This is a genomic window from Streptomyces sp. N35, from assembly GCF_016464295.1.
Lineage (GTDB): Bacteria > Actinomycetota > Actinomycetes > Streptomycetales > Streptomycetaceae > Streptomyces.
In genome coordinates, this window is record NZ_JAEIMH010000003.1 from 142,065 (window position 1) to 155,714 (window position 13,650).

Annotated in this window: 12 protein-coding genes; 3 read left to right on the top strand and 9 right to left on the bottom strand. The window is 69.8% G+C overall.

The features are described 5' to 3' along the window. Positions 1-67: 67 nt before the first annotated feature. The 3 genes from JAO81_RS02485 to JAO81_RS02495 all read right to left on the bottom strand — a co-directional run bounded on the left by JAO81_RS02485 (position 68) and on the right by JAO81_RS02495 (position 3,013). Positions 68-880, bottom strand: coding sequence for an ABC transporter ATP-binding protein (locus tag JAO81_RS02485; RefSeq protein ID WP_199546103.1), 813 nt, complete (start codon positions 878-880; stop codon positions 68-70). Between the two features lie 50 nt (positions 881-930). Further along, positions 931-1,950, bottom strand: coding sequence for an ABC transporter substrate-binding protein (locus tag JAO81_RS02490; RefSeq protein WP_199546049.1), 1,020 nt, complete (start codon positions 1,948-1,950; stop codon positions 931-933). A 199-nt stretch (positions 1,951-2,149) separates the two neighbouring features. Further along, the gene (locus JAO81_RS02495; RefSeq protein ID WP_199546050.1) at positions 2,150-3,013 is read right to left on the bottom strand and encodes an ABC transporter permease; all 864 of its coding nucleotides are present in this window, start codon (positions 3,011-3,013) and stop codon (positions 2,150-2,152) included. Positions 3,014-3,310: 297 nt separating this feature from the next. On the opposite strand from JAO81_RS02495, the gene JAO81_RS02500 reads away from it, so the two are divergent. Together JAO81_RS02500 and JAO81_RS02505 are read left to right on the top strand one after the other, a co-directional pair. After that, positions 3,311-4,486, top strand: coding sequence for a mandelate racemase/muconate lactonizing enzyme family protein (locus JAO81_RS02500; RefSeq protein ID WP_199546051.1), 1,176 nt, complete (start codon positions 3,311-3,313; stop codon positions 4,484-4,486). Positions 4,487-5,350: 864 nt separating this feature from the next. Next, positions 5,351-6,625 (top strand): acyl-CoA dehydrogenase family protein, encoded by a 1,275-nt coding sequence (locus JAO81_RS02505; RefSeq protein WP_199546104.1) that lies wholly within the window; start codon positions 5,351-5,353, stop codon positions 6,623-6,625. A 58-nt stretch (positions 6,626-6,683) separates the two neighbouring features. Here JAO81_RS02505 and JAO81_RS02510 read toward each other — a convergent pair whose 3' ends face one another. The 6 genes from JAO81_RS02510 to JAO81_RS02535 form a co-directional block, all read right to left on the bottom strand. Continuing rightward, the gene (locus JAO81_RS02510) at positions 6,684-7,253 is read right to left on the bottom strand and encodes a GAF domain-containing protein (RefSeq protein ID WP_199546052.1); all 570 of its coding nucleotides are present in this window, start codon (positions 7,251-7,253) and stop codon (positions 6,684-6,686) included. Next, positions 7,250-7,861, bottom strand: a complete 612-nt coding sequence (locus JAO81_RS02515) for an ATP/GTP-binding protein (RefSeq protein ID WP_199546053.1) — start codon at positions 7,859-7,861, stop codon at positions 7,250-7,252. Before JAO81_RS02515 ends, JAO81_RS02510 begins: the two co-directional genes overlap by 4 nt. Continuing rightward, a complete protein-coding gene (locus JAO81_RS02520; protein ID WP_199546054.1) occupies positions 7,839-8,216 on the bottom strand; it encodes a DUF742 domain-containing protein in 378 nt (125 codons plus the stop codon). Before JAO81_RS02520 ends, JAO81_RS02515 begins: the two co-directional genes overlap by 23 nt. Positions 8,217-8,218: 2 nt before the next feature. After that, positions 8,219-8,647 carry a roadblock/LC7 domain-containing protein gene (locus JAO81_RS02525; RefSeq protein ID WP_165334173.1) on the bottom strand — a complete coding sequence of 143 codons (429 nt, stop codon included), beginning with the start codon at positions 8,645-8,647 and terminating at the stop codon, positions 8,219-8,221. A gap of 92 nt (positions 8,648-8,739) precedes the next feature. After that, positions 8,740-10,659 carry a sensor histidine kinase KdpD gene (locus JAO81_RS02530; protein ID WP_199546055.1) on the bottom strand — a complete coding sequence of 640 codons (1,920 nt, stop codon included), beginning with the start codon at positions 10,657-10,659 and terminating at the stop codon, positions 8,740-8,742. A gap of 324 nt (positions 10,660-10,983) precedes the next feature. Then, complete coding sequence (locus tag JAO81_RS02535; protein WP_199546056.1) at positions 10,984-13,221, bottom strand: GH36-type glycosyl hydrolase domain-containing protein; 2,238 nt, start codon at positions 13,219-13,221, stop codon at positions 10,984-10,986. Between the two features lie 55 nt (positions 13,222-13,276). Between JAO81_RS02535 and JAO81_RS02540 the strand changes: the two genes are divergently transcribed. After that, positions 13,277-13,648 carry an iron chaperone gene (locus tag JAO81_RS02540; RefSeq protein WP_199546057.1) on the top strand — a complete coding sequence of 124 codons (372 nt, stop codon included), beginning with the start codon at positions 13,277-13,279 and terminating at the stop codon, positions 13,646-13,648. The last annotated feature ends 2 nt before the right edge of the window (positions 13,649-13,650 follow it).

Consider the following 13,650-nt stretch of genomic DNA (forward strand, 5'->3'; position numbering starts at 1 on the left):
GGGGAACGCGCCCCGCCCCCTCGTGGGGAGGGGGCGGGCCGCTTTTCGTACGGGACCTCGGCGGGCGTCAGTCGCCCTCCGCCGCCGTCCCGAGCAGTCCGCGGATATGCGTGGTCGCGTCGCGGAACTCCGCGCGCCCCATCGTCTCCGCGTAATCCCGCTCGGCCGGCAGGTCCACCTGGATGATCTCCTGGATGGTGCCGGGGCGCGGGCTCATCACCACCACCCGGTCCGCCAGGTACACGGCCTCCGCGATGGAGTGCGTGACGAGGAGCACCGTGGTGCCCGTCTCCCGCCAGATCCGGTGGAGTTCGACGTTCATCTGCTCACGGGTGAGCGCGTCGAGGGCACCGAACGGCTCGTCCATCAGGAGCACCGGCGGCCGGTGAAGCAGCGCACGGCACAGGGCCACACGCTGCTGCATGCCTCCGGAGAGCTCATGCGGCAGTGCGTCCTCGAAGCCTTCGAGGCCGGTCATCCGGATGAGTTCGTCCGCGCGGGCCCGCGCCTGCGCGGCCGGCAGCTTACGGATCTCCGCCTGCAACAGGATGTTCTTCAGCGCCGAGCGCCACTCGAGCAGAGCGGCCCGCTGGAAGACGTATCCGATGTCATGGCGGGGTCCGGCGACCCGCTCGCCCTGCAGCCGCACCTGGCCGGACGAGGACTTGAGCAGACCCGCGACCAGTTTGAGCAGCGTGGACTTGCCGCACCCCGACGGGCCGACGATGGCCACGAACTCGCCCGGTGTGACGTCGAGCGACACATCGGTGAGCGCGGTGACATCCCGCTTCTTGCTGCGGAAGCGGACGGCCACGTCCTCGATCCGTACGGCGGGTTCCGGTCCGCTGTCCGCCGTCTTGTCCTTGACGAGTTGGGTCATGTCCGCCCCGTCGGGCTGGTCGGTTTCCGACATCTGAGCTCCCGGCATGATCAGCTCTTCGGCGCCAGGTCCTGGGCCCAGTAATCGGCCACCGGCTTGGCGTTCTGGACCAGACCCGCGTCCTTGAAGACGTCGATGGTCGTCTGCCAGTCCTCCTCGGTGTTCGCGCCGGGAGCCTGGCCTTCGGTGGCGTCCGTGTGGAGCAGCGTGAGCGTGGTCTTGAACTGCTCGGTCAGGACCTCCTCGGGCGGCAGCTGCTCGGAGGCGCCGTCCATCGACTTCACCGCGTCGGCGGGCGCCTTCTCGGCGGCGGCCCAGGACTCGCTGACGGCCTTCGCCATACGCTTGGCCAGGTCGGTCTTGGCGAGGGTCTTCTGACCGGCGATCAGACCGTTGGAGTAGAAGTTCAGGCCGTGCTCCGAGAAGCGGAGGTACTCGACGTCCTTCTTCGCCTTGTTGGCCATGGTCGGACCCTGGTCGCTCGCGTAGCCGAGCAGGGCGTCCGTCTTCCCGGAGATCACCGCGGCGATCTTGCCCGCCGGGTCGGTGTTCTGGACGGTGACGTCCGATTCCTTCAGGTCGTTGGCCGCGAGGAAGGCCGGGAAGGTCTTCGACAGCGCGTCACCCGTCGTACCGGCGATGACCTTGCCCTTGAGGTCGGCGGGCGACTTGATGTTCTGGTCGGCGAAGAACTGCACGGAGGCCGGTGTGGTCTGCAGGAAGACACCGAGACTCTTGACGTTCACGCCCTGCTCGACACCGGCGAGCACCGCGGGGGTGTCGGCCCAGCCGAAGTCGGTCTGCCCGGCGGCGGTGGCCTGCACGGTCTTCTGGGAGCCCTGGCCGGCCTGGATGGTCAGGTCGATCCCGTTGTCCTCGAAGATCTTCTGCGCCTTGCCGTAGTAGAACGGCGCGTGCTCCCCGTACGGGTACCAATTGAGCGTCAGCGTCACCTTGTCCAGCTTCTTGCCGTCCTTGCTGGTCGTGGTGGAGGAGTCGTCCCCGCCGCAGGCCGTGGCGGCGACCAGGAGCAGCGGGACGAGGCCTATCAAGGTTCTGCGCGGGTGCATGGTGGCCTGCCCTTTCACGAGCGGATGTCGGGGTCACTTGCCTGAAGTGCGGGACGGGGCTTGCTGGTTGTGCCGGTCATACGTGGCGGGGGTCCGGATCCTTGTGGTGCGGGGGCCGGATCCTTGCGGTGGGGAGGTCCGGATCTTTGCGGTGCGGGGGCCGGATCCTTGCGGTGCGGGTTCGGGGGTCGCACGCCGGTCAGAACGCGGTCGTGACGCCGGACTCCCGGCGGCTCGCGTGCCAGGGGAGCAGCAGCTTCTCGGCGATCTCGACGATGACGAAGAGCACGACGCCGATCAGGGACATCACCAGGAGGCCCGCGAACAGCATCGGGGTGTCGAGGTTGCCGTTGGCCTGGAGGATCACATAGCCGAGACCCTCGTTGGCCCCGACGAACTCCCCGACCACGGCTCCGGTCACCGCCAGCGTGACGGCGACCTTGAGGCCGGAGAACAGGTGCGGCAGGGAGGCGGGGAAGCGGATCTTCACAAAGGTCTGCCAGGGGCTCGCGCCCATCGTCGAGGAGAGCTGGAGCATCTCCGGGTCGACGGCCTTGAGTCCGGTCACCATCGAGATCACCACGGGGAAGAACGCGATGAGGACCGCGATCACGATCTTCGGCGCCATGCCGAAGCCCAGCCACACCACGAACAGCGGCGCGATGGCGATCTTCGGTACGACCTGCGCGAAGAGCAGGATCGGGTAGAGCGTTTTCTCGACGGTCGAGGAGTAGACCATGATCACGGCGGCGAACACCCCGATGGCCACCGCCACGACGAAGCCGATCAGCGTCTCGTACGTGGTCACCCAGCTGTGCTGCCAGAGGTAGTCCGGCTTCTCGACGATCACCTCGAAGGTATTGCCGGGCGAGGGCACCAGATACGGCTCGACCAGCTCCAGGGCGGCGATCGCCCACCAGGCCACGAAGCAGGCGAGCAGCAGGGCCACGGGACGCCAGCTCTTCTCCGCGGCGTCGGCGAACCGCTCACGCGCGCTCGGGCTTTCACGTAGCGCGACACCCGCCGTCTTCACGGGTGCCGAGGACAGTGCGCTCTGACTCACGAGGAACTCCCCTGAGGGTGACTGCAGTTGACGGAGAGCTGGTTGCTCGGGATGGTGCTCGGACTTTCGTCCGACCTTTCGTCGGTCCCTGCGCCCCTTCTTCGGTTGGGCCGCGCTCGGGCTCTGATCGGAAACGCTTTCAGAAAGCGCTTTCTGGTACGCTCCCGGTCACGCTAATGACCGCCCGAGTGCACGGTCAATAGGTCGTGCACAGGTTTCCGCGCCGCCGGCCCCGCCCACCGCGGGGCCGAGGGGCCCTACGTCCGCAACTCCCCTATCGAGAGGCCTGTGTTGGACATGGAACCGACCGGAGCAAGCTCTCAGCCGGCCGCACTCGCTTCGCTGGTCATCGACCGTGTGGAGACCTTCGCGGTGGCGCTGCCCACGCACCGCTCGTTCGGTGTCTCGGGCGGCGCGGTGGCCGTCGCCGGCCTGCCGAGCATCCGCGTCCTGGTGAAGGTGAGCGCCGACGGGGTGCACGGCTGGGGCGAGGCGACCCCGATCCCCGCCTGGACGTACGAGACGTCCGAGTCCATCGTGACGACCATCGACCGCTATCTCGCCCCCGCCATCACCGGCCGCCCCGCCTGGGACCTCGACGGAGTCGACCGCGCCTTCGACCGCGCGGTGAACCGAGGTTTCAGCATCGGCGCCCCGCTCGCCAAGTCGGCGGTGGACGTGGCCCTGCACGATCTGCTCGGCCGTGCGGCCGGGGTGCCGTTGGGTGTGCTGTGGGGTCAACGGCGGGTGGAATCACTGCGGTTGGGCTGGATCGTGTCGGGCCAGACGCCGTCGCAGGTGGGCGAGAGCGTCGCCGAGGGGCTCGCGCTCGGCTACCAGGCCTTCAAGGTCAAGATCGGGCTGCACGACGAGGAGACCGACCTCGCGGTGGTCGCCGCCGTACGCGAGCACGCGCCGGCGGCGCCCCTGTGGGTGGACGCCAACCAGGCGTACTCCGTGCACAGCGCCCTGCGAGTCGCCCGCCGCCTGGACGAGTTGGGCGTCACCGCCTTCGAACAGCCGCTGCCTGCCAACGATGTGGCCGGACTGCGCCGGCTGCGCGACAGCTCTCCGCTGCCGGTCGCCCTGGACGAGTCCCTGCGCCACCCCTCGGACCTGGCGACCTTCGTACGTCTCGAGGCCGTGGACGTGGCCATCGCCAAGGTGCAGCGCAGCGGCGGACTCACCCTGTCGCGGCGGTTGTGCCAGCTGGCCGAGGACAGCGGGGTGCGGCTGATGGGCTCGGGCCTCACCGACTCCGACCTCGGGCTCGCCGCCTCGATCCACCTGTTCGCGGCCCATGGGATCGACACACCCGTGGACCTCAACGGCCGCCAGTTCATCGGCTCCCCGTACGCGGGACCGACCGTGACGGTCGAGAAGGGCGTGGCCCATGTACCCACGGGTCCGGGGCTCGGGGTGGAGGTGGACGAGGACGTGGTGCGGGAGTTGGCGGTGGATGTGCTGGCCTAGCGCCTGACTCACAGGGGGCGAACCCCAGACGTGGAGGCCGTCCTGCCGGCCGGGGCCGGCAGGCAGGACGGCCCGGCATGCGCGGCGGGCCGACAGGCCGACAGGCCGGCAGGCCGGTCCTTGCGCTGGGCCGGCGCCGCCTATCTCGTCTGGTTGGGCGCCTGAACTGGGCGCCACGCCCCGACCGACCACCTCGCCCGCCAGGACACACACAAAGCGCGCCCCCTTCACGCCCCCTCGCGCATCCACACGCCCAGCCCGCCGCCTCCGTACCCACGTGTAGCCGAACCGTTCCTGCACCACACCCCTTCCGGACAGCGAACACCTGTTCGCGCTCGGCGGGGCACCTGGGGCGGGCGAGTCCGGAAAAGATCCGCGCAACGGGTGTGCCTCCGACCCGAAACCCCGGCACTCCGGACCTACCCCGGCACTCCCGTATCCCCGTCTCAGGATGCGGAACGGGGATGGCTCATTCCGTGAGTCCAATTCCGGACCGGACAAGGGCGACTGTGTCCGAATTCTGTCGCCCACGATGGACACTCTGAGCGTTCCAGGCCGATCCGACGACCCGGTCTGCCATATGCCGCAGAAACTGTTGCCCGAGGCATGTGGCAGCCGGATGGCCGAGGGGAATGCCTCGGGCGTGGACCGGATGGACTCACCGCACCCGACGCCGACCCGGCGTATGTCAACTGTCCGCTTTTGCGCCAAAGTTGCGAGACGATCTTGTGGTTGCCTCAAGCTTCAACAAGATGGTGTGGTGGCCTGTTCGGGACGGGACCACTTCGAAGAAAACTCCTGCTCGAACAACCCTGCGAGCAGGCTTTTCACGGAGGAAGGCTCGCGATGGACACCATGGGAACCATGGACAGCTACTTCACCAGCCGACGGCACCATCAACTCCGCGAAGAGGTCAGGAGTTTCGCCGAACGGGAGGTCCTTCCGCGGGTCCCGGCGATGGAGGAGTCGCGTTCCACCGCCCATGGCATATCGCGGCTGATCGCACGGCAGGGCTGGCTGGGGGCGACCATCCCCGAGGAGTACGGCGGGATGGGCGCGGGGCACCTCGCCAAGACCCTCATCATCGAGGAGCTGTCACGGGTCAGCGGAGCGATGGGCGCGATGGTGCAGGCCTCCCAGCTGGGCGTCGCCAAGATCGTGCACTTCGGCAACGACGACCAGAAGAAGACCTGGCTCCCGGCAGTGGCCGCCGGCCACTGCCTGCCCACGATCGCGGTCACCGAGCACGAATCGGGCGGCCACGTCCTCGGAATGGCCGCGAGCGCCGTACGGGACGGCGAGGACTATGTGCTCAACGGCCGCAAGGTGTACGTGGGCAACAGCCACGTCGGCGATCTGCACGGCGTCATCGTCCGCACCGGGCCGGGCTCCAAGGGGCTCACCGCGTTCCTGGTGGAGTCGGACCGTCCGGGCTTCTCCCTGGGCGAGCAGCAGCCGGCGATGGGGCTGCACGGTTTCAGCTTCGGCGAGCTGATCTTCGACAACTGCCGTGTCCCGGCCGCCAATCGGCTCGGCGCCGAGGGCGAGGGCCTTTCCGTCGCGTACTCCTCGAGCGTCCTGTACGGCCGGGCGAACCTCACGGCCGTGTCGCTCGGGATCCATCAGGCGCTGGTGGAGGAGACGACCCGCTTCTGCGCGGAGCGCGAGCGCTACGGCAAGCCGCTGCACGCGCTCTCCAACGTCAAGATCAAGCTGGGTCAGATGCAGTCCCGGCTGATGACCGCACGGCTCGCCGCCTATCACGCGGTGCATCTGCTCGACCAAGGCGCGGACTGCGATGCGGAGTTGATGAACGCCAAGGTCGTCAATGTCGAATCGGCCCTGGACTCGGCGCGCAACGCGATGGAGATCCATGCCGCCGCCGGCCTCTTCACCAACCGGCCCATCGAGCGCTTCCTGCGGGACGCGCACCACATCTTCGCGCCTGCGGGCACCTCGGACGTCCAGCTGCTCAGGCTGGCCGAGGTGGCGCTGGGCACGGCGAAGGGCAGCTGGTCGGAGCGGCTCAGTGAGCTCGTACGCAATCAGCCGCCGAGCCCGGATCAGGACCTGGACTGGGCGGACGGGAACTGGGGTCAGGTCCCGCCCCAGCGCACGCACTGTGCCGGCAAGGTATGAACTCCCTTGCCGTGAACGGAACCTGCGCCCCCGGGCGGTTCGTCTGACCGCACCGTGATCAGATGCGCCCCTCCTCCCGGCGGTGGATCTGCTCGATCAGCTCGGCGGCCAGGGACTTGATCGTCTCGAGCCCCGCCCTCCCCCAGGGGCGCGGCTCGGTGTCGACCACGCAGATGGTGCCGAGCGCCATGCCCGTACGGTCGATCAGCGGCGCGCCCAGGTAGGAGCGGATGCCGATCTCGTCGACCACCGGATTGCCCGCGAAGCGCGGGTAGTCGCAGACGTCCTCCAGGACCAGGGCCTTGCGGCGGACCACCACATGCGGGCAGTAGCCGTGGTCGCGGGCCATATAGCGGCTGACCCCCGCGCTGGCGGCGGCGGCGCCGAGTTCGGAACCGGAGTGCGTGCCGGTCGGGGTGTGCAGACCGGCGAAGAACTGCCGGTTCTCGTCGATGAAGTTGACCATCGAGAACGGCGCCCCGGTGACCTCGGCGAGACGGTCCGCGAAGGCGTCGAAGGCCGGGTCCGCGTGTTCGCCGAGGCCGAGCTGGCGCAGGCGCTGCACCCGGCTCGGCGCCTCCTTGTCGATGGGCGTGAGCAGGAGATGCCCGGTCGGGTCGTACGTCATGTCGTTGCTCCAAAGCTCGGGGCCGGAGTGCTCTTGGTGAGCAGATGCTGGACGAGGGTCACCAGGGTCTGGATGCCGGAGGAGGAGATTCTGGCGTCGCACAGGACCACCGGGACCTCGGGCCGCAGATCTATGGCGGAGCGCACTTCTTCGGGCTCGTAACGGAAGGCGCCGTCGAACTCGTTGACCGCGACGACGAAGCCGATCCCGCGGCGTTCGAAGAAGTCGACGGCGGCGAAGCAGTCCTCGAGGCGCCGGGTGTCGGCCAGGACGACCGCCCCGAGCGCGCCCTCGGACAACTCGTCCCACATGAACCAGAACCGCTCCTGGCCCGGGGTGCCGAAGAGATAGAGCACATTGCGGGAATCGAGCGTGATCCGGCCGAAGTCCATGGCGACCGTCGTGGTGGTCTTGTGCTCGACGCCGTCGAGCCGGTCGGTACCGACGCTCACCGTGGTGAGCAGCTCCTCGGTGCTCAGCGGTTCGATCTCGCTGACCGCGCCCACGAACGTCGTCTTGCCGACCCCGAAGCCTCCCGCGACAAGGATTTTGAGCGCGGTGGGGAAGGGGTCCTGGGCGAAGGCATCAGAGCCGTCGTCGTAGGCCATCGAGCACTGCCTCCAATAGCGACCGGTCGGTGGGGTTGTGCGTGCGGAACGACGGGGCCTTCGCGGTGAGCGCCCCGCAGTCGACGAGATCCGACAGCACCACCTTGGTGACCACTGCGGGGAGCCGTAAGTGCGCGGCCACCTCCGCCACCGAGGTGGGGCGGGACCCGATCAGACCGAGCGCGTCGGTGTGTTCGGGTCCCATCTGACCGGCCGGCAGGGCGCCGGTGGTCATCACCATCGAGAGAAGATCCAGGGCAGCGGTCGGCCGGGTGCGCCCATTGCTCACCGTGTAGGGGCGCACCAGTCGGCCGGCCGCGTCGTCGAGCCACGGCCCGTCCTGCGGGGCCGCCATGTTCAGAGCCTCGGACCGGACTCGGCGGCCTGCCGCGCAGGTGTCACCAAGTAGGGCCGCACACTCTTCACCAGCATCGCCATCTCGTAACCGAGAACCGCGGCGTCGGCGTCCCGCCCGGCGAGCACCGCCAGACAGGTACCGGAGCCTGCGGTGGAGACGAACAGCAGGGTGGAGTCCAGCTCGACGACGACCTGGCGCACCTCACCTCCGTCACCGAAGCGCGCGCCGGCGCTGCGGCCCAGGGAGTAGAGGCCGGAGGCCAGCGCGGCCATGTGGTCGGCGCTGTCGGTGTCGAGTCCGTGGACGGACTTGACCAGTCCGTCGGAGGAGAGGAGCACGGCGCTGCGGGTGTGCGGCACCCGCTGCACCAGGCCGCTCAACAGCCAGTCGAGATCGGAGACATGGCCGTTCGGCACATCGCTCGCCATGGTGGATCGACTCCTTGGGGTACGAGGGTCCTGCGGCGGATTCGAGGGGGTCGCGGGGTACGCGGGGATCCTGGGGGGCGCGGGTAATCGGGTCATCCGGTCGGGTCACTCCCCCGGCTGCGGAGGGACTGTTCGCGGTCCTGGGTGGGGTCCTGCGAAGGATCCGCCGCCTCGGCGAGCCCGATGCCCCGCTGGAACGCGGCCATCAGACCCGGGTCATGGCCGACCACATGCCCGTTGTCGGGGCGGGCGGGCGGCTCTTCGCGCAGCTGGGGGGCGATGTGCTCCTGGGCGCGGCGCTTGGGCAGCTGCGGGCGGCCCATGGTGCCGCGCACCGCGCTGTGCACGGGCGCGGGTGAACTGTGGTGCTCGGTGGCGGCGGCGCGGTCCTCGGGCCGGATGCCGGGGACGGCTTCGGACGGGGTGGCCCGCTCCTCGTGGGTGGCACGCACGGGGAGCGGCGAACCACCGTTCAGGCGGCTGCCGTTGCCCGTCACGGGGAGTCCGGCGGTGGCGGGCTGGTACGGGGTGTCGTCGCGCTGCGGCTGTTCGGGTACGTGGCCCAGCGACGGGGCCGGTGCGGTGTGCGAGGCGAGCGCGGGAGTTTCGCCGGTCCGGCTCATGGGCTGAGGAACCGGCTGGGGCAGCGGCTGCGGTGCGGGCCGTGCGGTGGATCCGGTGTGCTGTGCGGTGGATCCCGTGTGCTGCGCGCTGGTGAGCTGGGCGGGCTCGCCGGCTCCGGTGCTCTGCACGCGCGGCTGCTCGGCGGTCTGCCCTGACTGCTGCGGTGACTGTTCGGAGCCGAGCAGACCCTGCGGCAGCACGATGACGGCCTGGATGCCGCCGTAGATGTTCGACTGCAGCCGTACGGCGACACCGTGCCGCCGGGCGAGGGCGGAGACCACGAACAGGCCGATCCGGCCGTCGGAGAGCAGACTGGCGACGTTGACCTGGTCGGGGTCGGAGAGCAGGGTGTTCATCTTGTTCTGCTCGGTGACCGGCATGCCGAGGCCGCGGTCCTCCACCTCGACCGCGAGGCCGGCGGTGACATGGCTGGCGCGCAGCAGCACCTGGGTGTGCGGGGCGGAGAACACCGTGGCGTTCTCGACGAGTTCGGCGAGCAGGTGGATGACGTCGGCGACGGCGTGACCGCGCAGGGTGCCGTCGATCGGGGGCACCAGCTTGACGCGCGAGTACTGCTCGACTTCCGCGATAGCGGAGCGCAGCACCTCGGTCATGGTGACCGGGTTGGACCACTGGCGCCGGGAGATGGCGCCGCCGAGCACCGCGAGGTTCTCCGCGTGCCGGCGGATACGGGTGGCGAGGTGGTCGACGTGGAAGAGGCCCTTGAGCAGCTCGGGGTCCTCGACCTCGTTCTCCAGCTCGTCGAGGAGCTGGATCTCGCGGTGCACCAGGGACTGCAGACGCCTGGCGAGGTTGACGAAGACCTCGACCTTCTGTTCGCTGCCTGCGTGGCTGGAGAGCTGGGAGGCCTGGACGACGGAGGCGATGGCCATGTCGTGGGCGCGGCCCAACTCCTCGGCCAGCTGCTCGAATTCGTCGGGGTCCTGGCTGGGGCGTCCGGGCGCCTTGCGCGGCGGCGGCCCTTCGCCGCGCCGCAGTCGCTCCACCAGCTGACGGAGATCGGCCTGGCCGCGTGCGCTGGTCTTGCGCAGGGAGATCAGCCGGTCCCGTGCGGTCCTGGCCGAACGCTCGGCGGCGATGGCCGCCGCGGCGATGCCGGCCAGGGCGACTAAGCCGGCACCGGCGAGCACGACCCAGAGCTCCATGTCGGGGCTGGCCTCGGTCGAGCGCAGGGTGAACAGGACGGCGGCCGCGCCGCACAGGGACACCGCGACGGCGGGCAGCACCGCGATGCGCAGCATCTGTCGGCGTATATGCGTCTCGGGCATACCGGATCGCGCGGTCCGGTCGGCGCGGCTCGGCTGCCTGCCGTGTCGCCCGCCCTCACGGCGATCTGCGCGTGCGGCCGGTTCGCGGAGATTCGACATCAGCGTCCTCGGGTGGAATTCGCTCGGGTTCGGTGCGAGGTGTGGAGCGGAGGGTCGTACGAATGGCGTGGGGTCCGCAGCCGTGTCCGGCCGGCGGACCTGTGCGATGTGGCAGCACCGCACACCGGTCCGTCCGGACGCTGGCTTGCGTCCGGTGCGTAGATCGGCGGACACACACGGTAGTCGTGAACGCATCCTGTGCGCGGGCCAGTTGGCAAAGTCGAGCGAAGCTCGCCGAGCTCTGCTATATGCGTTCGGACTGGTGAACGAAGGTGCAACCAGGGTCTTCGCCCACGTATCCGGAACCTCACGCGCCACACCCTCTCATCCCCCGGTGAACTCCCCCCAGGCGACCTCCCCTTGACCGTCGTAGCGGCGTCCGTCGCGTGCGGTGACCGCCAGGGCGCCGCTCCCGCGCAGCCGTCCGGAACCGTCCGGCCGCACGGTGAGGAAGCGGCTGGAGAAGTGCGCGCCGCCGCCCACCGCGAGCCGTCCGTCCCGGGTGGGTTCGACGCCGAGCAGGCGGAGATAGGCGAGGAGCGGCTGGGCGTGGCTGTGCTGGTTGGCCACCGGCCACGCCTGCATCGCGACGCCGAGACCGGGCAGCACCCAGGTCTGGCCCGGGCGTTCGGACTCGGGCGGCAGATAGGCGTCGGGGCCGGACAGCGTGCCCTCCCACAGGCCGGGGTACGCCTCGGTGTGCGCGGAGAGGGACATCCGCCGCCATTCGTCCCAGGCGAGCCCGGGGTCGATCCGTGCCGCGGCCCAGATGAGCGTGGCGTTGATCGCGTACCAGTGGCCGCCCATGCCGTCGGCCTTCGGCGGCCAGTGGAGGCGCGCCCCGAGCGGTGCGTCCTTCCGCAGCAACTCGTCGATGGTGAAAAGGAGTTGACGCGCCTGCTCGTCGGTCGCGGCGCCGCACAGGATCGCCCAGGGCTGCCCTTCGAGCCACAAGGAGTCCTCGCCCACCTGTGCGCCGCCGGGTCCGAGCGCGCGCCGGAACCAGCGCCCGTTCCACTCCCCCGCCACGCGCACGCGCAACTCTTCGCCGTAGGCCCGCGCCTCGGCCGCGGTCGCCTGGTCCCCGAGCCGCTGCGCGAGTCCGGCGTAGACGGGCAGCACCCATGCGGCCATGGCCGAGTTGAGTACGGATTCACCGTGGTCGATCATCGTCTGCCGGTCGATGCCGGCCTCGTCGAGCGCGAGGTCGTTCCAGTCGGCGTTGAGGATGCGCACATGGCCGTGTTCGCCGGTCCCGACGATGTCCTTGAACCAGCGGAACTGCCGCCGCAGATGCTCCCGCAGCGGCACCTGCTCCGCCTTGTGCACGGGGTGGAACGGCGCGGGTTGCGCGAACGCGGCCAGGTCCCCGGTCGCCGCCGCGTATTCGGCGGCCAGCCACAGCGTCCACAGGTTCTGGTCGGAGGGCTGGAAGAGATCGGTGCGGGGCTGCTTCACGTTGTCGAGCGCGTACGGGAGTTCGCCTTCGGGGCTCGCCCAGGCGCAGGTGTTCCGCAGGACCGACAGGGCGAGATCGGGCTCGGTGTGGACGAGCGGGAGCGCGTGCTGGAGCGGGTCGCGTGCGGCGCCGTTGAAACCGTGACGGTACGAGTAGGCCGAGCCCTGGTCGAGGGTGTGCCCGCCGAGAACGCCGTCCGCACAGGCTCCGCCCGTCAGCAGGGCCGCATGCCAGGGGATCTCACGGGCGGCCTGCGGGGCCTGGACCGCGGCGGCTTCGGGGAGGCGGCGGCGCAGGAGGCCGAGGTCGGCGGACGGGGGCTGGGACTGGGACTGGGACTGGGACTGGGACTGGGACTGGGACAGTAACGGCGCGCTGTGGGCACGGGACGCGGCTCCGCGATCGCTGGACGCGGCACTTCGGTCACCGGACGCGACGGCGAGCCCGAACCGGAAGTGCACCGACTCCCGCTGCCCCGCCCCGAGTTCGAGCGGCACCTCCACCCGGAGCAGCCCCTGCGACCCCTCGGCCACGACGCCGGGCCCTTCGAGCCTCAGCGGCTCGCCGCCTTCGTACACGGGCCTCTGGGTACGCGCACCGATCTCCAGGTACTCGAGGACCCGCTGCCGTACGTCCCACTCCTCGCTCAGCGTCCAACGCACGCTCTCGGCACGGCGGTTGATGACAACGACCTGGATCTGGACGAACGGCTCCTCGCCCTCGGGCACCGTCACGGTCCGTCGCAGGGCCAGGTCCCCGGACTCGGTGCCGACGCGCAGATACGTGGGTCCGAACACGATCCGCGGATCACACCCCTCCGTGCGCGCCGACGTCAGGAGCACCGCCTCCCCGTCGTACACCTGGCTCACTCCCGTGCCCTGCGGTTCGGGTTCGGTGAGCCAGCGCAGATCCTTGTGCTCGTCCCAGAGGCCGCACCGGCCGTCCGTATCGGCCACGAGGGTGAGCCTGCGGTTGCCGAGGTGCACCCAGCGGCGGCGGGTCGGCGGGTCGATGACGCGGTTCCAGGCGGGTGGTGGCGGTCCGGTGCGCAGGGCGAACGCGGGCAGTCCCGAGTCGTCGATCCAGCGTCCGTATCCGCTCATGGCATCCCTTCGCCGCCCGATCGGTCCGTCGGGCGCATCGTGCCACACTGATCGCATGAGCAAGCCGACGACCGTGGACGAGTACCTGGAAGACTTCGCAGGTCCTGGCCGTGAGCTCCTCGATCAGGTGTGCGCGTTGGCCCGTGCGGCCGTGCCGGACGCGACCGGGGCGATCAAGTGGGGCCATCCCGCCTGGGTCCACCCCTCGGGGACGATCCTGTTCATGCTGAGCGGCCACAAGCAGCATGCGAACGTGGTCTTCACGCCCAGCACCCGGGAAGCCTTCGACGCGGAGCTCACCCCGTTCGAGACGGGCAAGGGCTCGGTCAAGCTCGCGTACGGGGAGCCGGTGCCGGCCGAGTTGCTGGGCCGGATGATGGCGTACCGGGTGCGTGAGCACGAGGTGGACGGCGTCAAGTGGATGTGACC